Source organism: Mycobacterium sp. NPDC003323 (assembly GCF_053589535.1).
Genome location: NZ_JBSFSB010000013.1, coordinates 1 through 19693 on the forward strand (window position 1 = coordinate 1; position 19693 = coordinate 19693).

The following is a 19693-nucleotide window of genomic DNA, read 5'->3' on the forward strand; positions in this document are numbered from 1 at the left end:
TCGTCACCCCGTGGTCGCGGTTGCGGGCGACCCGGACGACGTCGTCGCGGAACTCGCGGGGATAGGGCCTTGCCATGTGGGACATCCTTCCAGCCCGCCCACGCCGGGCAAGCCAACTCAGATGTCACCTATTCGTGCAGCAGACCCTTGCCCTGCAGCTGCAACTGGGCGGGATTGATATCGGCAACGCCCATCATGTATGACGAGTCTCTCGCCACTATAAGTTCAAGTCCGACCATCTGATACACCTCGTACAGGACGCCGATCGTGGCGTTGGACACAGAGCCTGAATCTCGAAAATCCGACTGTCGGACCACGCTCAGGTCGCTGTGTCCGACTATCCCGATGATGACCAGTTGTCGATATGTCAGCCATTTGGCCAAGTTCAAAATGTGGTTGAGGTGGCTGGCATCCACATGACGTTCGAAGGCTGCATTCGCATAGAAACGGGCCAACAACTCCACCTTCCGCTCTTCGTAAGCGTCGCGGGCCGCGAGAAACGTCCCTTCGAGCAGTTCTTCCGCCTCCGAACGTAACTCCTGCTGGTCTTTACGTTGACGACGCTTAAAGAAGCCCGGATCCCGTAGCGCCTGACCATCGTTGAGGCGCTCAGCGATGAGCTCATACGCCTGGATAAGGCAGGATCCCACGCGCTCACGCTCTGTCCTAGTCCTTAAGCGCTCCGCGAGTTCGCCGACCGCAGCCTTCATACCGTCCTGCAGCAGGGCGCCAGTCAGGCCTCCAGCAATAGCGCCATCTGGTCCTCCGACTAGAAAGCCCGCCACCCCTCCTGCAGCGACGCCGGTCGCGCCCGCACCCGACGCGATCAGCTTCGTAACGGCTGACGTGCCACCTTCGCTGGTTTCATTTGTCATTGCGCCCCTTGGTTCACAAGCCGGTGTTTGACTGGGTCATGCTCTGCGCCTGCTGTCAGAGTGACCGTGAGCTTCTTCCGAATCGTTGAAAGTCGTTGCAGAACTGATTACACCGGACCCACGGCTAGCTCGCGTACTTCTCCAAGATTCTAGTGGCGTGGGGGCGTGTGCTGTAGGCGGTGGTGAGTTCCTTGCGGGCACGTTCGGCGGCGCTGTCGATGGTGATGGTGTCGAACAGCTTCTTAGAGAGCGTTTCGGTTTTGGTGTAGATCGCTGCGGCACAGGCACGGCGTAGCAGCGCTGACAGTGATCCGATGTGGCCGTCGGTGCGCTGGTAGAGGTAGTCAGCGTGCTCGATGAGGATGCCTTCGTGGTGGCGGGCCAGCACGATGCGGTGGTCGAAGCTGGCCAGCAGTTCTCGCCACTGGCGGCGCTGACGTTCGGTGGTGTTTTTGAAGCCTTCGAAGCTGTATTCGGTAGTATTGCGAGCTAATTGGGCCAAGGCTTCCTGGGCGGTGCCCGCGCGCAGGATGCCGCGCTCGGAGATCCCGATGCCGATCATGATGACGGTGAGTGGGAATTCATTGGCGATGAATTTGAAGTGATTGTTCAGTTCGATCCCGCCGTCGCGCTGCCAATGCAGGAAGTGGATGTCATCGACGAGCAACAGGCGGGTCTCGCACAAGCGGACGAGGTCCAAGGCACGACGGCCGAGTTCGTCGACATTGCCGGTGCGCCGAGAAGGGTGCCCGCAGAAGTCGCAGATAGCTTTGTTGAAGGCGGTCATGCCGGTGTTGCCGCGCATCCCGACCCGGATGACCGGGTGGCGTTCATCCCCGGCAGCAGTGAACGGGCCGTGGCGTCGGACCTCCTGCTCGTGAAAGGTCTTCGCGAACGCGTTGACGGTGGTGCTTTTGCCCAGCCCTGGTAGCCCGTCGATGGCGACGGCGTCTTTGGCTTGCCAGCCGTCTTTGGTGGCATCGGCGTCCATGACGATGGTCAGTTGGTCGTGGATCTTCTTGGCTTGCGGGGTGAAGAACGGGCCGAGGTTGTTGTGCCAGGTGTTGCGCAGTACCCGGTAGTCATCGAATGCGTCGGCGCTGAGCCGGTGCAGTGCGCGGGTGGAAAGCTGTTCGGGTTGTTCGCGTTTGGGGGCGTTGACGTAGGCGAGCCAGCCTTCTTTGCCGGCGAGGGTGACGTTGTCCAGGCCGGTCATGTTCGGTGTTGTGGCGGATGCGCTCACATGTCCTCCATCAGCCGGTAGGTGGCCGTGGAGTCATCGAACTCGTCGTCAAGATCGTCGTCTTCGTCTTCGTGTATATCGAGTTCGTCGACGAACGCCTCGATCGCATCGCTGGGCGGCACCGCTCGTGCGCGACGCCGTCGCTGTTTGGCGTTGTGTCTCTTTTCTGCCAGAGCGTCGAGGTCTGCGGCCAGTGAGGACTGTTCGCGGGAAAGGCGCAGTGCGGCATTGCGTTTCTCGGTGTCCAGGGATTGGCTGAGCGAGCGGCGATCCAGCATGGCCGCGACCGCGAGCCGGTCATCGACGGCGCGGTCGCCGGTGCGCAGGATCTCGCGGACGAAGTCCAATCCTTCCTCGGACATCGGCAGTTCCATGGCTCGGCCCATGTCCCAGGTCAGCGGCATCCATTCCCCGCTGTTCTTGTGGTCGAAGAAGTACACGGTGCGGACATCGTCGGGGTTGACCCGGATCGGCCAGCGGCCGTTCTTCTGCGTGTAGGGGCTGGGCGCCCCCGGCGGATAGGCATCCAGGACCTCGCCTTTGTAGACCCGGCGCCGGATGACGATGCCTTCGGGTCGGCGTTTCACCCACACCAGGGGCAGGAAGTTCAAGGCCAGCTGGGGGTCGCGGGGTGCTTCGATGTAACCGGCCATCTGGACGCCGCGGGCGAACATCTGCGCGGGGCTCAAACCGAGGTTCCACAGCTGCGGTTCGCCGATGCCGTCGTGGGGTCGGTTGTGATAGACGTCGGCGATCCATTCCCGCAGCAGCGCTTCCATCTCAGAGATGAAGTAGAAGCTGTCCAGTTCGGGATGCAGACCGCGCGAATAGATATCGGGGCCTTTATAGCCGGGCAGCTCTTGCAGGAACAGAGTGCGGACCGTACCGAAGAACCGCTCCACCGGGCCCTTGTCCCAGGGGATCTTCACCCGCGCCGGTGCCAGGGAGATGCCCATGCTGCGGCACACACCCAGCATGGCGGAAGATACGAAGATCTTGCCGTGATCGACGAGCAGATTGTCGGGGACGATGGCCGGGGTCGCCGCCGGCAGCGCACCGCCGGGATCCACGCTGTCGCGGTCCACCCACACGTTGCGGGGCACCCCATGGGCAGGCCAGACCGCCCGTGCCGGCCAGTCCGGACCGGCCGGTTTCGGGCGGAAGCACTCATACAGTGCGGCCATGGCATCGATGGCGCGGGTGGTCGGGGTCAGGCGCAGACCGATGATGCAGCGGCTGTACCAGTCCATCGCCACCGTCAGATCCAGGCCGACGTACTTCAAGGTCTGCGGATCCATCGCGTAGACGTCCAGACGGGTGGTGTCCATCAGGACGTACTCCCCCGGTCGCGTCGGCAGCAGCTTGCCGTACACACTCTGCGGCCGGCCGGCGACATCACGGATGTGCTTAGTCGAACCGGTGAACAGCGGCGCCAACTTCTCCTCCTGACTGAGAATGCGGCGCGCTGTCCTCTCCGAAGGCAGACCAACACCCTCTGGCCCGTACCGGGCGATCAGCCGGGCGTTGGTGTGCGCGATGATCAGGGACTGCGAGGGTTTCGATTTGAAGGTGAACTCTGCTTTCACTTCGCGGGCTGTCTGTACCCATCGCGGGTCTTGACGGGTTCCCAAACTCGGCGTGATAGCGCGCCGCGAGATCAACCCGGGCTCACCCCGGAGCTGATAGTTACTGATCCAGCGCTCCAACGTTCGGCTATGCCAGTTCATCTCTTCGCATTTGGCCTCGATACGATCCCCCAGGGGCCGACTTGGCCGATACTGAGGTCGGGGCTCACCGTGTTCGGCGAAATCCTCGTTGCCCGATTTGTACCCGGTAAGTACTTCCCGAATGTGTGCGCCCTTCACGCGCGCCTCCCGACGGCACTCCTCCGGCGCAGCGTCCCACAGCACATCAATGGGATCGCCCGGATCACACATAAGCGGCAAGAGATCCTCGCCGAGGATACGAACGGTCGCCGCGAAAAGCACGTATTCCATCGCGAATCGACACAGATCGCCGGTGCGAATGTCTTCTGCGACGATCTCTGGCAGGCCGTCACCGTTGTGTGTCTTTACGATCCGAAACAGATCAATGCCATCCCGGAAAGTGGTTCCTGCGCCCACCCGCACACCCGCGAAACTCATGACGGCACTCCCAGCACCGTACTGGGCTGCAGCGGGCGAGTGACATCGAAAGTCAGCTCGTGCCGCCACAACAGGTGCAGCAGTGAGCTACGGACCAGTGATTGACTTCGACGTGGAAACTGGGATTCGATGTCACAGAGAGTGTTTCCTGCTAATTGGTCTCGCTGTTGGCGTAGCTCGTTGACGATGGCGCGATTAGTCAGCCAGTCGCGGCGGTAGCCGGATAGGAATCGCACGTTGTCCAGCAGCGCCGGTTCAGGCTCTATCGAAACCACATAAGACCAGCCGAGGAACTGCACCACCCGCCGAGTCCAGGCAGCCAACAGTTGGTACTTGTCTTGGGCGTATCGCTCGGCGCGCATGACGTCGACAACCACCGGACCCAGATCAGTGCCCAACAGGTAATCAAGGGTGTGCCGGACCCGTGTCCCATTCACCGACACCTCCAGCAGGAATGGCTGAGCCACGATGCGGTGCACGATCGGGTCGAAGTCGGCAATCATCAGCGTCGCTTTTTCCAGACGAGATTCGTGCGGCACCAGATCCCGCTCAGTCGACGACCAATACTCACCGGAATAGTGCCGTTGGCCCACGTACCACCGAAAGACCCGTATCGGCTGGGCGCTGTAGAGCTCCACAGGCTGCGCTGCCACGGCTCTCGCGGCACACAGGTCACCCGCTGCGGTCTTGTACGTCAGAACCGCAGAATCAACATCGACCTCGGACTCACACACCATCGCAATACCCACAGCAGGTAAAGAGAATTCTGCTCGCCGTGAGCACGATTCTCAAGAACACCGATTGCGGGACCACCAGGTCCCCGGACTCGGTGATCCGACGCCAGGTGCGGGTGGGGTCTGATTGGGGGCTTCGGTGCGGTCGTGAGCACGATCAGCCTGCCGGCCAGCCCCGACTCGCGATACCGGGAGGACCAGCGCTGGGCTGTGTAGTCGGCGATCTAGAAGCGCTCAGCGGCGCACGCTGGACATGGACAGCGCGGCCCGAAGCCGGCCGACGGCAACCGTGCCGGTTCTGCTCTGTTTTCCAACCGTCGACGCGCGTTCATGTGTCTGAACTCGAGCAATTTGCTCCGGACACTGTTCGCGACGTAGGGGCGACCACCGTTAGACGTCCATTTCGAGCAACTGCGAAAGTGGCCGACTTCCTGTCCGCAGTTCGTTTTGCGCGCGATCAACGTCGGGCGCAGTGATTGCGCCGCGGAGTACTAGCTGCGCGTTAAATCCGATCGACGCACCAGCTACGACAAGAGCTCGGTTTATGCTGGCAATGCCCGCGTCGCGAATCAGAATCTTCAACCGTAGGAACTCTAGGTGGCGCCACGTGATGTAGGGCAAGGTCATTTGCTCGTCGAAGAGCCAACGTCCGTGCCAACCTAAACCTTTTGTAGCCGAGAGAACTTCACGCGCCTGGGCGTCCTTAAATTGCTGCAGGTTGAACTCTTTCACTCTCGCGTGAAGCATGGCTGAGGGGGTGGACTGTTGGACGCTTGCCTCAGCGAGTGTTGAAGCCGCTCGGCGTAAGGATAGGCGCGTGGAACGTGGCAGCTGCGTCCAGATGAGCATTTCTTCGTCTAGTTCAACGTAATAGCAGCCCTTATGCTTTCGCCCTTCTCCAAGCTCCTCGGGCACGTACTGGATGTATCGTCCTTTCCGTTTGTCGATGGTGCCCTGGGGGATCCAGCCGGTCCTGAACGCCACCTTTTCACCGTCGGCGTCAGATAGTAGATCGATTTCGTAGACTGCGTGACCACATAACATCATGTCCGCGATCCAGCTCAGGTGGTACCGGACCGCGGTCTCAAGCCTCGAGGATGGACCAGTCGGTGAAATCAAACCGTCAGTGACCAAATTCTCGATCATTTCGCTGTAGGGCTCGATGGAAATGGAGAAGCCGCTGTCAGAGTCGTCCCGCCAGGGCAGGATATGCTCAGTGTCTTCGGTGAAAATGTGGCCGTAGAAGTTACCCCATCGGAGCTGATCGCGTTGCAGACGATCAATCCGGTCGACCAGGTTGGCATCGCTTTCGGCGGCCTCGTGGGTGTAGAACTGCGTGCGGCGGTGGCTACGGAGACCTTGATGTCGATCACGCATTTGCATCATCTCCGTGGGCGCTGTCGGTGGAAGGGTCGGTGTTGACCGGCTGGACCGCTCGTTCCGCATCGGTCACTCGGTCCTCCTCGAATTGCGCAATCGTCTGTCTCAGCGAACTGAGGTTCGGAGGAACTTTGGTGTCGTCGCCAAGTTGAGGCAGGACGTAGTGAACGAGGAACAAATCGGTTGGCTTCCAAGTGCTTCCGAAATCTCCCGGAGCGAAGGCCGCCACGATCGGCGAAAGCTGGTTAGTCCGCCGGGCATAGGGATTGTCAAAGTCGAAGGAATCCTCGGGGTCGGTGATGTCGTGCTCTTCAAGGAATCGGATTAGCTTCTGTTCGCGGGTGCTGCGCAGGACGTAGAGGTCGTTCAAGGAGAACGCAGAGTCGACATTTGCCATGATCTCGAGCAGGTTTGGTAGGTAGTGCTCGCCGAGCTCGTCACGCCGAGAGTCCCACATCGCCCGGATAGCTTCCCAGATCCCTTCGCCAGCGAGCTCTTGGAGCAAGATCGCGTAGCCGCTGAGTTCCATCATCGCGACGAGCGGTTCTACGGTGTAGATGAATTGGAGGAGTGGTAGCTGTCCCGCCACATCCGCGATCATCCGCCGGCCTGCGGCCTGACCTTGATCGAACAGCGTCGTGAACCAGGCTGCAGCCCGGTCGTGATCGCCATCGAGGATTGCGTCAAATGTTGCATTGAAGACAAACACGTAGGCTTGTCCGTAGAGATCAGGTTGTCGCCGATCATGTGGGCTGGCAGGCAGATTCGGCAGGCACTCAGCGATGTACCCAAGTACCTGTCTCCGCAAGGCACCGTCGAGCGATGACGACTCAGTTTGGTTGGGCCAGTTGGGTTCGTCGAGTGCAGCGCTCTTCCATTGACGCAAGGTATGGTGGGCACCCGCGATGAGCGCTTGGTGGGAGTCGATCTTGTCGATCATTTCTAGTGCCGAAAAGGCGACCATAGCTGCCAGTTTCCAATCCTGAGCATCTATCGCCGACTTTACCTCCTTGATAGTGCGCCCGGTGAATCGCTGTATGATTGCCTGCTGGCCGGCTGCTAGGCGTTGAGCTAAGACCCGCGCCACGTGGTGGTGGACGAACCACGTCGGGGTGACTTGTCGGCCTTCGATGCTTTTCTCGAATATCATTCGCTCGCTGAGCTGTTCAAGCATCTCAACCGCCGAGCGGGGGAAGTTCAGTTCGTAGAGAACATTCCGGTCGGCAATGACACGATCGACATCTGCACTGAGTTGCCGATTCGTGAGGTGCTCAGCAGCGTCGACTAAACCCAGCCACACATTCATCAGCAGCACCACTGAGCGTTGAGCTGCAATCACCCGGTCGCGTTCATGCTCCTCCGCCAGGTACGCCGTCAGAGCGGGATCGTCGGTGGCAGGTTCCACGGCTTCCCAAATGGCCGCAACGATGTGGTCCTCAAGGAGAAGGGCCTCATCGAACAGCAATCGACCGCTCAATGCGCGTATGTGCGTGGCAGTTTGGTCCAGGAAGCTGGTAAAGGAATCCAACTGACCGCGTCCGACGATCACAATCAGCTTGGAGATACCGGCGGCGCACTGTCGCTCTATCCACAGCAAGTCCGGCCCCGTTGGGGTATGCACACCCGTGGATACAGCCAAAGCAAGGTTGGTTTGATCGGCGCTGAGAGTGAACCAGTTGGGGTATCGGGCAATTGACGGCCACCAGGCACTGTCTGACGGGATACGGTTCTTTTGGGATGCGTATATGGCAATGAGGACAAGAAGTTGGCGGGCAACGTCCAAGGGAGCTGCGGAGTTTCGGATCGGGCGGCTTGCGACCAGATCGGTGATCTGGCGATAAAGCTCAAGCGTTTCCCGTCCGTCGCGGTGTGCCTGCTGTTGGCTGCCTTCATCGAGTGCCATAGGTAACGTGGTGACGCGAGAGAGAGCACGCCCAAACCGCGGCGGCAGATCTCGCGTCAAAGAAGCTGGGTCGAAAAAGCCGAATGGGGCGATACCGACGACGGCCAGACGCAGAACCGCTAATAGAGCTAGAAGGACTGCGGCGATGACGCTGATTGCCCGCACGTGATAACCCAACGAGCCGAGCCCGAATAGGACTGTGGTGAACACCAAAGCTCGGACGATACCGCGGGTGTAGACGGTGCTAATCCGCTGTTGCACGAACAGTTTCCGGATATCGCCGGGAACTGAAGCGTAGGCTGTCGACGCGACGACGCCAACGGTCGCGTAGTACAACGCCAGCAGGGTCGCTTCCGCACCGATAAGAACCCCGACGAGCGACTCGTAGTCCTTGGACTCTCGGGTACCGGCAATGTGTTGAATCGGGCCCCAACAGATTTGGGAGAGCGCCGCGCCGATGCTCTCTGTGGCTAACAACAGCAATGTGGCAGCGATTGCAATACCTGCTGATTGGGTCGCTAGCTTTACCGCAACGCCTAGATTCTTGCGGTGCCCGTCGACCTGACTCGATCGCGTTTGCAGCCAGAGGGATCGCCGCACACCCCAACGGTGCCACCGGTTGCGCCAGCGCCACCACTGCTGCTCGGCAAGCAGGCGGAGCCGCAGGCGAGCCGCGACGACCAGCCAGAACTGGCGAATCACAGCACTTCCGCGGGGCCGCGGAGGGTCTCGTCGACGTGCCGCCGATCTTCCAGATCGGCCAGTCGGGGGTCGAGAAATCGTGTGTTCGCTCGGGCCGCCACAAGTTTCTGGACCAGTGCCCGATTGTCGGCTTCGCCCTGCAGAGTTAGCACGACTCTAGTTTGGCCCACTGTGGTGACAAGTTGGGCACCACTATCACGCCGCGTTGCCGTTATCGATGCTGCAGCTTCCGTAGCAGGTGCACGCGGGCGGGTCCATCCCGTGCATATACAAAGACCAGCTAACAGGTTGGTCATCCAACTGGCGGCTCCGCCATCTTCCGCCATTCGAAATGGCGATCCGCCACGCAGAATGGCAATCGACAGCAGGTGCCCCACACCCTTGCCCCCTAACGCTACGCACAGTAGCGTAACTCCGCGTGATCCGCAGCTTCCACGCCGGCAAGCCGTTCGACACCCCCGACGCAGACATCGCCGCCGCGTTGGAGCAGGTCAGCATCCCCACGCTGCTGCTGTCACTGGTGCACATCACCGGCGACCCGCGCTTCATCCGCGACTACAAGCAGGCCGGACTGTTCCTCAACGAGGTGCAGGGATTCATGTCCGAGGAGGACAAGGCCCGCGCCCGCGCCGAGGCCGTCCCGGTGATCGCCGCCTACCGTGATGCCGGCTGCCCGGTCCCGGACCCGCTGGCGCCGGAACTGGTCCGCGAGATGCTCGACTGGGCCGCCTGCGAACACGTCGGCGATGACAACCTGGCCTTGGTCCTCGAGGAACTCGACCTCGACGGCTCCGACCCACGACGCCCCGCCAAGCTGGCCGACACCCGCGACTTCCACGTCGTCGTGATCGGCTGCGGCGAATCCGGTGTGCTCGCCGGGGTCCGGCTCAAGCAGGCCGGCATCGACTTCACCATCCTGGAGAAGAACGCTGGACCGGGCGGAACGTGGTGGGAGAACAGCTATCCCGGCGCCCGCGTTGATGTCGCCAACCACTTCTACTGCTACAGCTTCGAACCCAGCAACCACTGGGACCACTTCTTCGCAGAACAGCCAGAACTGCGCCGCTACTTCGCCGATGTCGTTGCTCGCCACGACCTGGGCCCGCACATCCGGTTCAACACCGAGGTCCAATCCGTCAGCTGGGACGGCGACGCCTGGACCGTCAGCACCGACGACCAGACCTTCACCGCCAACGCCGTCATCACCGCCGTCGGGCAACTCAACCGCCCGCAGATCCCGGACTTCCCCGGCGCGGATACCTTCACCGGACCGGCCTTTCACTCCGCGGCCTGGGATCACAGCGTCGACGTCACCGGCAAGCGGGTCGCTCTGATCGGCGCCGGGGCCAGCGGCTTCCAGATCGCGCCGGCCATCGCCGACAAGGTACAGAGCCTCACCGTTTTTCAGCGCACCGCGCAATGGATGTTCCCGAACCCGATGTATCACGAGCCGGTCGCCGACGGTGTCCGCTGGGCCATGGAACATCTGCCCTATTACGGCCGGTGGTACCGCTTCCTGCTGTTGTGGCCCGGCGCCGACAAAGGCCTGGACGCCGCGCTCGTCGACCCCGACTACGCCGACCAGTCCCACGCCGTCAGCGAGATCAACGCGATCGCACGCATCATGTTCACCGACTGGATCACCACCCAGGTCGGCGACGACCCCGAGCTGCTGGCCAAGGTACTGCCGGACTACCCGGCCACCGGTAAGCGCACCCTGCAGGACAACGGCAGCTGGCTGAGCACACTCAAGCGCGACCATGTCGAGCTGGTCCGCACCCCCATCGAACGCATCACCGAAACCGGCGTCGTCACCGCCGACGGCACCACCTATCACGCCGATATCATCTTGTACGCCACAGGTTTCCGGGCCACTGAAGTTTTGTTCCCGATCACGGTGACCGGCCGCGACGGCGCCGACCTGCACGAGGTCTGGGGCCGCAGACCGTACGCCTACCGCAGCATCACCGTGCCCGGGTTCCCCAACTTCTTCATGACCTACGGGCCCGGCGCGCATCTGGCCCACGGCGGCAGCCTGATCCTGAACTCCGAACTGCAGATGCGCTATATCAACCAATGCCTGGAACGGCTCATCACCCAGAATCTGCGCACCCTGGAACCGCGGCCCGAGCCCACCGCGCAATGGCACCGCCGCTCCCAGGAGGAGATTCGCAAGACGGTGTGGGCGCACCCGTCGATCAAGCACTCCTATTTCAAGAACGCCGACGGCGAAATCCACACCGTCAGCCCGTGGCGGCTGAGCACGTATCACGACGCGGTGTACCAACCCATATGGTCGGATTATCAGGAGGCCTGAGATGCGTTCCGTTGTCGTCGATTCCACCGGCACCGTCCGGGTGGACACCCGTCCCAACCCGCAACTGCCCGGGCCCGACGGTGCCATCGTGGCCGTCGAGGCCACCGCGATCTGCGGGTCCGATCTGCACTTCCTGGAGGGGCACTACCCCATCGTCGATCCGGTCGCACTCGGCCACGAGGCGGTGGGCACCGTCGTCGAGATCGGTTCCGACGTCAGCGGATACCGAACCGGGGACCGGGTGCTGGTGTCTTCGGTGGCCGGCTGCGGCCGCTGCGCGGGCTGCGCCACCCACGACCCGATCCGCTGTGTGCACGGACCCCAGATCTTCGGCTCGGGCGCTCTCGGCGGGGCGCAGTCCGAACTGCTGGCGGTGCCGGCAGCCGATTTCCAGCTGCTCAAGATGCCCGAGGCCATCACCACCGAACAGGCCCTGCTGCTCACCGACAACCTGGCGACCGGCTGGGCGGCGGCCAAACGCGCCGACATCCCGATCGGTGGCACCGTCGCCGTGATCGGGCTGGGCGCGGTCGGCATGTGCGCGTTGCGCAGCGCCCTGACCCTGGGGGCGGCCACGGTCTACGCCGTCGACCCGGTCGAGGCCCGCCGCGCCCGCGCCGAGTCGTGGGGTGCCAACCCGGTGAACTCCCCTGCCGCACAATCGGTTCGCGAGGCCACCGGCGGGATCGGCGTCGACGCCGTGATCGACGCCGTCGGCACCGACACGTCGATCAACGACGCCATCGACTCCGTCCGCAGCGGCGGCACCGTCTCCATCGTCGGCGTACACGATCTGCAGCCCTACCCGCTGCCGGCGCTGGCCTGCCTGATCCGCAGCCTCACCATCCGGCTCACCACCGCACCGGTCCAGCAGACCTGGCCCGAACTGGTGCCGCTGCTGCAGACCGGGCGGCTCGACGTCGACGGGATCTTCACCACCACCATGCCCTTGGACGATGCCGCGGCCGGTTATGCGGCGGCCATGTCGCGGTCCGGCGATCACCTGAAGGTCCAGCTCGCCCCGTAGTCTCGCGCCGGCATCGACGCGGCAGTATGGGACAGAGCCGCCGTGCCACAGACTCCACCTCGTGACTCAGACGCGACGGTCCTTGACGTATTGACGGAACAGTTCCGCAGAGATCGCGCTGTTGGTGAAGATGTCGTTGTAGGTACCCACGCTCGGTCGCGGCGTGCGCTCCAGCGTCACCGGATCATACGAGTACAGGCCGAATTTCGGCTGATACCCGAGGATCCATTCGAGATTGTCGACCAACGACCAGGCGGTGTACCCGCGGATGTCCAGGCCGTCGGCGATCGCCTTGTTCAGCACCGCCAGATGGCGAACGAGGTAGGAGGCCCGGTCGCTGTCATCGGCGTCGGCGACACCGTTCTCGCTCACCCAGATCGGCACACCGTAGGACGCCGCGATGTCGAGGACCTCCCGGAATCCGGCGGGGTCGATGACCTGTCGCATATCGCTGCACTGCACCGACGGGCAGCCGGTGTTGAACGCCACGTTGAGCAACGGGGCGAACTGCGGGTAACCCTTGATGATCGGCATGGACGAGTTGGCCCGGTTGCCGCCGAAGCCGATCACGCTGCCCTGGCTGTAGTACTGGACACCGAAAAAGTCGGCCTTTCCCGCCAATTCGGGGTGGATCTCGTCATCTTCGATGACACCGTTGAAGTTGGCGTCGATCCGGCCGGAGATGACCGCGTCCGGGAACCAGCGGTTGTAGAACTGGCTGAAATCCGCCGCCGCGCGCTGGTCGCTGAGGCTCTCCGGGTTGGCCCCACGCCACGCCACCATGTTCAGCGCGATACCGACATTCGCGGTGGAGTCGAGCTGATGGATGACATCGTAGGCCGCCGCATGTGCCGCGGCCTCGTTGCGCAAGCCGCGCGCGACGAGGTCGGGGCGCAGCAGCGACGGCGGGAAGCCGGTACCGAACGGGATGCCGAAATACGAGGTGAGCATCGAGTTCACCGGCTCGTTGAGGGTGATCCAGTTGTCGACCAGATCGCCGTACTTGTAGGCGAGATAGGCGCTGTACTTCTCGAATTCCTCGGCGGTGGCGCTCGAGGTCCAGCCCGCCGCCTCGGTCGGTGTCCGCCCGATGATGGCCGGCCCACGGAACTCGGCGGGATTGTGCACCCACAGCGGCAGGGTGAAGTGATTGATGGCGACCACCGGGTCCAGGCCCGCGGCCCGCACCGCGGTCAACACGTCGCGGTAGTGCTGGACCTCGTCGGCATTCGCCAGCGCGTCGAGTTGTGCCAGCACCTCGGGCGTGAAGCCGCCGGAGGTGTCCACGCCGGCGGTCGAGGACGAGAAGATCCGGCTCCACTCGATGCCCATGCGATAGGTGTCGGCGCCGACACCGTCGCGGGCCAGCGCGATATCGCCCGGGTACTGGGTGTACTGACCGGGCCCGTTCTCCGGCCGCGCATCGGGCTTCCAGCCGAACAGCAGCCTGTTGAACGGATCGTGCGTCCATTGCCACCAATCGGAGTTGACGTCCAGCGGTGTGCCCGTTCCCATCTCATGCTGGAAACCCGCACCGGCTACACCCCAGTGGAAGCCGGGCGGGAAGGCCAGCGCGCTGACCTCCCCGGTACCGTCGAAGGTGAGCTTGACCGTGCTGCGCACCGTCGTCGTCGGCAGGTAATCCGACAACAACGAGCCGACGAACGGGATACCCCGGATCAGGTCGAAGGGTAGATTCATCAGCCCGCGCAGACCGTGCAGCGCGAACGGCGCCTTGTCGATCACCGAGATGGTGAAGGCGTCATTGCCGCCGTAGGACGCGAAATCGACGACCGGCGTGTAGGTGAATGTCCCGGACTCCTGGTCGATCTCGACGCGACCGAGGCTCGGCCGACCGACCACGGTGAACCTGAGATCGTCGCCGTCGAAGTCGAAACCGTTCAGCGATCCGGTCACCACACCCTCGGGGGTTCGGTCCAGAATCGTCGGACTGAGCGTGGGATAACGGTTGTCGAAGGTGCGCTGCAGGTGCCGTCCGATTCCGGCGAGGAACGTCCACAGACTGGGCGTCGCCGGTTCCGGATCGGGAAGTGCGCCCGAGGATTCCGTGCGCGCGGTCATCACGGTGCGAACTTCGGTCTCACGCTCGGGACTGCTGACGACGACACCGGCCGGGGCGTCGGCGTCCGGCTGCTGAGAGGTCGGTACATCCGCTGTGAGCTCGTCGATCTGCGGTTCGCTGCGTTCGGGTTCGGCCGCCTCGGTGCGCAGTTCGGTGGACGCCACGTGGTGTTGCGGTGCGGTGCTGCGGCGGGGACCGGTGCGCGGCTTCAGCGACTCGGATGCGTCATCGTCGACGGCCCGAGTGTGGTCGCGGTCCCTATCGGGTGCGGGTTCGTCATCGTCCGCAGTGCGGACACTGCGGCCCTTGACCGGAGCATCATCGTCGTCGTCGGTTTCGGCTTTGTCATCGTCGGCTTTTTGGTCTGAGTCGGCGCTCTCGGGCGTGGTCGTGTCGCGGGCTTCGGTGTCCCGCGCGTCCGCGGATTCCGACGAGGACGCGGCGCCGGTGGATTCACCGGTGTCGGCATGCGCGGGGGTGGCCAGCGCCAGACCCGCGGTGACGACCCCGACTCCGAGTGCGAAGGCAAGCCCGCCGACGCGGCCCACCGGGATCTCGGCCGCCAGCGGCGCGGACACACGTCGTCGGTTCATGATTCGACCCCCGAACCTGTTGTCCGAATATTCGGACGCGATGTACAGTATTTCGAATCGATTATTGGCCATCGCCTCCGCGATTGATGGCCGTTTCCTCAACACAACCGAAATTGGCCCCCCGAGGTGAGCACATGCCGAATCCGCCGTCGTCGGCATCGCCACCGACCGACCGCGTGCTGGACATCATCGAGTTGCTGGCGGCGGCCGACCGGCCGCTGAGCCACACCGAGGTCGTCGCCGGCGCCGCCGCCAGTCGCTCGACCACCTACTCGATCCTGTCGGCACTGACCGCGCGCGGGTGGGTGGTGCGAGATGAGGTCGGCGGTTCCTACGAGTTGAACAACGGCGTCTCGGCGCTGCTGCGCTCGCCTCGACACACGCCGGTTCTCAGAGAACTCGCGGTGTCCACCGGTTGCCAGGCACTGCTGTCCCGGCGGATCGGATCGGTCATCGTCACCGACGAGACGGCCGGTATGCCGGGTGTTGCGGCCTCTTTCACCAGTGGATTTCGGCTGCCGATGGTGGCGCCTTTCGGTCGTGAATTCGTGACCGGACTGGATGATTCGGCGCAGGCCCAGTGGTTCGCGGGCCTGGGGGACGCCGCGTCGCCGATTCGCCGCAGGATGACGGCCGTCATCGAGGAGGCGGCACGCCGTGGCTACGTCATCGAACGGATGAACGACGAGATCGTCCGCATCCTGAAGGCCCTGCACGTGTTGAGCGACGGTGGCAGCGACACCCTGAACACCCGGATCGCCGCCGCGGTCACCGAAACCATCGAGATCGACTTCCTGGACTCCGAACTCGACGACGACACTCGCTACGAGGTCTTCGTCATCTCCGCACCCGTCCCCCGCTCCGACGGCGGTGCCGATACCTGCGTGGCGGTGGCGCCGTTCGGCGCGGTCAGTGGTGCGCAGATCCGGGATCTGGGTGGGGCGGTCCGGCGCGCCGCGATCGCGGTGGCCGGGCACGCGCCCGCATCACCCTGATCCGTCACTCGCCGCCCGCGGCGTGCCTGCGCAGGTTGTCGCGCAGTTTGGTGATCCCCTTCTGCATGGCTCGCAGCTCATCGGGTTCCAGGCCGGTGGCCGCCACCAGGTCCATCTCCAAGCCCTGTTCGCGCAGCGCCCGGCCGACGTCGGTCAGACTGATCACCACCTGCCGCTCGTCCTGGGTGGACCGCCTGCGCGTCAGATAGCCCATGGTTTCCAGCCGTTTGAGGATGGGCGTCAGCGTGTTGGACTCCAGGAACAGCTTGTCTCCCAGCCCGCTGACGGTCTGATGGTCCTCCTCCCACAAGGCGACGATCACCAGGTACTGGGTGTAGGTGATGCCCAACGCGTCGAGGGTGGGTTTGTAGGCCTTGCCGTAGGCCAGATTGGCCGAGTACACGGCGAAGCAGAGGAAATCGGAAAGCTTGGGCAGTTCAGCCATGCCCAATTGTAGCGTGTCCGATTTAATCGGGAATGATTCAAAAGGCGGTGGAGTTCTACCCAGCAGTCAGGCCGGAACGACCGACCGACGAGGATTTGAAGGAGAGCACCATGTCCGTTCTGTACACCGCCGCCACCCACACCACCGGCGGACGCCAGGGCGAGTCGTACAGCTCCGACGGCAATCTGGACATCCAGCTGACCGCCCCCGGCGCCGAGGGCACCGGCACCAACCCCGAGCAGTTGTTCGCTGCCGGTTGGTCGGCCTGCTACCTGAGCGCCATGGGCCTGGTCGCCGGCCAGCACAAGGTCAAGCTGCCCGCCGAGACTGCCGTGGACGCCGAGGTGGACCTGGTGAACACCGACGGCGCCTTCTCCCTGGAGGCGCGGCTCAATGTCAGCATCCCCGGCGTGGACCGCGAGACCGCGCAGGCCATCATCGAGGGTGCCCACCAGGTGTGCCCCTATTCGAAGGCTACCCGCGGCAACATCCCGGTGACCACCACCCTGGTCTGACAGTCGCGAAGGCCGGTCATCGCGGGCATTTCGCGATGACCGGCCTTTCGACGTTCAGCGAGCCGAAGGCTGCTGCTGGGTGATGCAGTGGATGCCGCCGCCGCGCGCGAACAGCGGCCGGGCGTCCACCGCGACCACGCTGCGGCCCGGATACTGTTCGGCCAGGATGGCCGCGGCATCGGCATCGCGGGCGTCGCCGAAACTGCACGCGATCACGCCGCCGTTGACCACCAGATGGTTGATATAGCTGTAGTCGACGAAGCCCTCATCATCGGTCAGGGTTGCCGGTGCGGGCATGTCCACGATCTCGAACCGGTCCCCGAGCGCGGCGCGAATCTCCTTGCAGACCACCGTGTCCGGATGGCTTTCGGCGGTCTGGGTGTGCAGCAGCAGCCGGCCCGGCGCGGTGAAGGCGGCGACGATGTCGACGTGCCCGCGGGTGCCGAACCGCTGCGAGTCGCGGGTCAGTCCCCTGGGCAGCCACACCACCTCGGCGGCGCCGATGGTGCGGGCCAGTTCGGCCTCGACATCGGCCTTGGTCAGGCCGGGGTTGCGGCCCGGGTCCAGTTGTACGGTCTCGGTGACCAGCACAGTGCCGCGACCGTCGACCTGGATTCCGCCGCCCTCGTTGACAAGTGGTGACGAGACCACGGGCACACCGGCCGCCTCGGCCACCAGCGCACCGACCCTGGCGTCGCGGTCCCAGCGCGCCCAATCCTGGGCGCCCCAACCGTTGAAGACCCAATCCACGGCGGCCACCGAGCCGTCCTCGGCGTGCACGAACGTGGGCCCGATATCGCGCATCCAGGCGTCGTTGAGCGGCGCCTCGATGATCGCGATATCGGCGGACAGATACTTCTTCGCGGAAGCCATCTCGTCGGGATCGACCAGCATGGTGACCGGCTCGAACTCGGCGATGGCGTGGGCGACGGCCGCCCAGGTCGACCGCGCCTCATGGTGGTCGGCCGCGGTGTCCCCGAGGGAGTAACCCGCCGATGGGAACGCCATCCACACCCGGTCCTGCGGCGCGCCCTCGGCGGGCATCAGATAGCTCACTTCACCACCGCCGTCGCGGCATGTCCCACGCCATACGGCTGCTCGGGATCGACGGGTGCGCTCAGCGATCCGTAGCTGTCCGGCCGCCGGGTCAGCAGGAAGGGGAACAGCTCCAGCCAATCGCGCCGCTGGTCCAGATCCAGATCCGCCACCAGCACCGCCTCCTCGTCACGCGGCGCCGAAACCAGCACGCGGCCATAAGGATCGGAGATGAACGACGACCCGTAGAACGACAGGGCACCTTCGTCACCGGTGCGGTTCGGCACCACCATGAACAGGCCGTTACTGATCCCGTGCCCGACGATCACGTGCTGCCACAGCGGCTGGGTGTCGAAATCCGGGAACACCGGTTCGGACCCGATGGCTGTCGGGTACACCACGATCTCGGCCCCGCCGAGGGCGTAGTTGCGGGCCACCTCGGGGAACCATTCGTCCCAACACGTCGGCATGCCGATGCGGGCACCCAGACCTTCGGGCGAATACACCGGGTAGGCGTCCTCGGGCGGGCCCGCGCGGAAGTAGGTGTCCTCGTAATAGCCCGCCGAGATCGGGATGTGCATCTTGCGGGTGCGGCCGGCCAGTTCCCCGGCCGGGGAAACCAGGATCGCGGTGTTGTAGCCGAGACCGTCGGCGGCCGGGGCCTTCTCGTACAGCGACGCGTGCACGAAGATCTGATGCCGGCGCGCAGCCTCGGCCGCCAGCGCGAAGGTCGGACCGTCCAGCAGATCCTCGGCGGAGTCACCGGGATTCGGGCCGGCCGGGGTGTCGGCCGGGTAGCGCAGCAGCGTGATCTCGGGCAGGAACACCGCCGACGTCCCGGCATCGGCGGCGCGGGCGATGCCGTCGTTGAGCGCGGCGGTCAACTTCGCGGCGTCGGGTCGCCACCGGTGCTGCACCAGCGCGACGCGCACCGGCGGCCGCGTCGACTCGGTGGTCCGCGACAACGGTCGGGCGGGCTCGGCGGTCAGAACGCGCATGTCGACACTCCTAAAACGAATGAGTTTCGTTTATTGTGTGATGAAGCGACGCCGTTGTAAAGACCTGGAGGGAATTCACATGGGACGACCCCGGGTGGCCATCCTGTCTACGGACCGAATAGCCGATGCGGCAATGGAATTGGTCACCTCGACCGGTGGGTTCACCATTCCCGACCTGGCCCGCACGCTCAAGGTCAGCCCGTCCTCGCTGTACAACCACGTCACCGGCCGCGAACAGATCATCGAGCTGCTGCGCGAGAAGGCGATGAGCGCGGTCGATCTACCCGACCTCGACGGCCCGTGGATCGAGGTCGTCGCCGAGATCATGCGCTCCTACCGGCGTAGCTACGCACGCTACCCACGGCTGATACCGCTGCTGACCGCCTATCCCGTCGGCAGTGCGCACGCCGTCAAGATGTACAACGCGCTGGCGGGCACTCTGACCGCGGCCGGGTTCGATCCCGCCGACACGCTGCGCATCATCACGCTGATCGACAGCTTCGTGCTGGGCTCGGCCCTGGATGCCGCCGCACCGGAGGCCCCATGGGGAGGCGGCGACGATGTCGGACCCGAACTGGCGCGGGCCCTGGCCACCGGATCGAGCGTCGCCGACCGCGCCGAGGACGCCTTCGAGTTCGGCCTGACCGTGCTGCTGCGGGGCCTCGCGCCGTGACGAGCGACCGCCAAAGGCCCGCGGAATCGGC

15 protein-coding genes are annotated in these 19693 nt (G+C 64.0%); 5 read left to right on the plus strand and 10 right to left on the minus strand.

Translation table 11 applies throughout. The annotated features are described in order from the left end of the window. Positions 1-128: 128 nt before the first annotated feature. From ACWDUN_RS23195 to ACWDUN_RS23220, 6 genes are all read right to left on the minus strand, one after another. Entirely contained in the window at positions 129-875 is a 747-nt protein-coding gene (locus ACWDUN_RS23195; protein ID WP_449932359.1) for a hypothetical protein, read from the minus strand. A 124-nt stretch (positions 876-999) separates the two neighbouring features. Then, the gene (locus ACWDUN_RS23200) at positions 1000-2091 is read right to left on the minus strand and encodes an AAA family ATPase (protein ID WP_449932360.1); all 1092 of its coding nucleotides are present in this window, start codon (positions 2089-2091) and stop codon (positions 1000-1002) included. A gap of 23 nt (positions 2092-2114) precedes the next feature. After that, positions 2115-4247 (minus strand): transposase, encoded by a 2133-nt coding sequence (locus ACWDUN_RS23205; RefSeq protein ID WP_449932361.1) that lies wholly within the window; start codon positions 4245-4247, stop codon positions 2115-2117. Between the two features lie 11 nt (positions 4248-4258). Then, positions 4259-5011 (minus strand): TnsA-like heteromeric transposase endonuclease subunit, encoded by a 753-nt coding sequence (locus ACWDUN_RS23210; protein ID WP_449932362.1) that lies wholly within the window; start codon positions 5009-5011, stop codon positions 4259-4261. A gap of 375 nt (positions 5012-5386) precedes the next feature. Continuing rightward, entirely contained in the window at positions 5387-6373 is a 987-nt protein-coding gene (locus ACWDUN_RS23215) for a hypothetical protein (RefSeq protein ID WP_449932363.1), read from the minus strand. Further along, positions 6366-8981 carry a hypothetical protein gene (locus ACWDUN_RS23220; RefSeq protein ID WP_449932364.1) on the minus strand — a complete coding sequence of 872 codons (2616 nt, stop codon included), beginning with the start codon at positions 8979-8981 and terminating at the stop codon, positions 6366-6368. Before ACWDUN_RS23220 ends, ACWDUN_RS23215 begins: the two co-directional genes overlap by 8 nt. A 421-nt stretch (positions 8982-9402) precedes the next feature. Here ACWDUN_RS23220 and ACWDUN_RS23225 point away from each other — a divergent pair, with 421 nt between their 5' ends. Both ACWDUN_RS23225 and ACWDUN_RS23230 read left to right on the plus strand, forming a co-directional pair. Beyond that, a complete protein-coding gene (locus ACWDUN_RS23225; protein WP_449932469.1) occupies positions 9403-11298 on the plus strand; it encodes a flavin-containing monooxygenase in 1896 nt (631 codons plus the stop codon). Position 11299: 1 nt separating this feature from the next. Continuing rightward, positions 11300-12325, plus strand: a complete 1026-nt coding sequence (locus tag ACWDUN_RS23230) for an alcohol dehydrogenase catalytic domain-containing protein (RefSeq protein ID WP_449932365.1) — start codon at positions 11300-11302, stop codon at positions 12323-12325. Between the two features lie 66 nt (positions 12326-12391). On the opposite strand, the gene ACWDUN_RS23235 is transcribed toward ACWDUN_RS23230, so the two are convergent. After that, positions 12392-15001, minus strand: coding sequence for a family 1 glycosylhydrolase (locus ACWDUN_RS23235; protein ID WP_449932366.1), 2610 nt, complete (start codon positions 14999-15001; stop codon positions 12392-12394). A 134-nt stretch (positions 15002-15135) separates the two neighbouring features. Here ACWDUN_RS23235 and ACWDUN_RS23240 point away from each other — a divergent pair, with 134 nt between their 5' ends. Further along, complete coding sequence (locus tag ACWDUN_RS23240; protein ID WP_449932367.1) at positions 15136-15996, plus strand: helix-turn-helix domain-containing protein; 861 nt, start codon at positions 15136-15138, stop codon at positions 15994-15996. 4 nt (positions 15997-16000) lie between these two features. Here the strand turns inward: ACWDUN_RS23240 and ACWDUN_RS23245 are convergent, their stop codons facing one another. Then, a complete protein-coding gene (locus tag ACWDUN_RS23245) occupies positions 16001-16441 on the minus strand; it encodes a MarR family winged helix-turn-helix transcriptional regulator (protein WP_449932368.1) in 441 nt (146 codons plus the stop codon). A 110-nt stretch (positions 16442-16551) separates the two neighbouring features. Between ACWDUN_RS23245 and ACWDUN_RS23250 the strand changes: the two genes are divergently transcribed. Next, the gene (locus tag ACWDUN_RS23250; RefSeq protein ID WP_449932369.1) at positions 16552-16956 is read left to right on the plus strand and encodes an organic hydroperoxide resistance protein; all 405 of its coding nucleotides are present in this window, start codon (positions 16552-16554) and stop codon (positions 16954-16956) included. Positions 16957-17010: 54 nt separating this feature from the next. Here the strand turns inward: ACWDUN_RS23250 and ACWDUN_RS23255 are convergent, their stop codons facing one another. Both ACWDUN_RS23255 and ACWDUN_RS23260 read right to left on the minus strand, forming a co-directional pair. Next, a complete protein-coding gene (locus ACWDUN_RS23255) occupies positions 17011-18012 on the minus strand; it encodes an agmatine deiminase family protein (protein ID WP_449932370.1) in 1002 nt (333 codons plus the stop codon). Further along, the gene (locus ACWDUN_RS23260) at positions 18009-18989 is read right to left on the minus strand and encodes a nitrilase-related carbon-nitrogen hydrolase (RefSeq protein WP_449932371.1); all 981 of its coding nucleotides are present in this window, start codon (positions 18987-18989) and stop codon (positions 18009-18011) included. Before ACWDUN_RS23260 ends, ACWDUN_RS23255 begins: the two co-directional genes overlap by 4 nt. A gap of 79 nt (positions 18990-19068) precedes the next feature. Here ACWDUN_RS23260 and ACWDUN_RS23265 point away from each other — a divergent pair, with 79 nt between their 5' ends. After that, on the plus strand, positions 19069-19662 hold the full coding sequence (locus tag ACWDUN_RS23265) for a TetR/AcrR family transcriptional regulator C-terminal domain-containing protein (protein ID WP_449932372.1): 594 nt from the start codon (positions 19069-19071) through the stop codon (positions 19660-19662). The last annotated feature ends 31 nt before the right edge of the window (positions 19663-19693 follow it).

Bases quoted from the DNA above. Each gene is read 5' to 3' on its own strand.
- ACWDUN_RS23195 (WP_449932359.1), bottom strand. From the start codon at position 875: ATGACAAATGAAACCAGCGAAGGTGGCACGTCAGCCGTTACGAAGCTG.
- ACWDUN_RS23200 (WP_449932360.1), bottom strand. From the start codon at position 2,091: ATGACCGGCCTGGACAACGTCACCCTCGCCGGCAAAGAAGGCTGGCTC.
- ACWDUN_RS23215 (WP_449932363.1), bottom strand. From the start codon at position 6,373: ATGCGTGATCGACATCAAGGTCTCCGTAGCCACCGCCGCACGCAGTTC.
- ACWDUN_RS23230 (WP_449932365.1), top strand. From the start codon at position 11,300: ATGCGTTCCGTTGTCGTCGATTCCACCGGCACCGTCCGGGTGGACACC.
- ACWDUN_RS23235 (WP_449932366.1), bottom strand. From the start codon at position 15,001: ATGAACCGACGACGTGTGTCCGCGCCGCTGGCGGCCGAGATCCCGGTG.
- ACWDUN_RS23240 (WP_449932367.1), top strand. From the start codon at position 15,136: ATGCCGAATCCGCCGTCGTCGGCATCGCCACCGACCGACCGCGTGCTG.
- ACWDUN_RS23245 (WP_449932368.1), bottom strand. From the start codon at position 16,441: ATGGCTGAACTGCCCAAGCTTTCCGATTTCCTCTGCTTCGCCGTGTAC.
- ACWDUN_RS23250 (WP_449932369.1), top strand. From the start codon at position 16,552: ATGTCCGTTCTGTACACCGCCGCCACCCACACCACCGGCGGACGCCAG.
- ACWDUN_RS23260 (WP_449932371.1), bottom strand. From the start codon at position 18,989: ATGCGCGTTCTGACCGCCGAGCCCGCCCGACCGTTGTCGCGGACCACC.
- ACWDUN_RS23265 (WP_449932372.1), top strand. From the start codon at position 19,069: ATGGGACGACCCCGGGTGGCCATCCTGTCTACGGACCGAATAGCCGAT.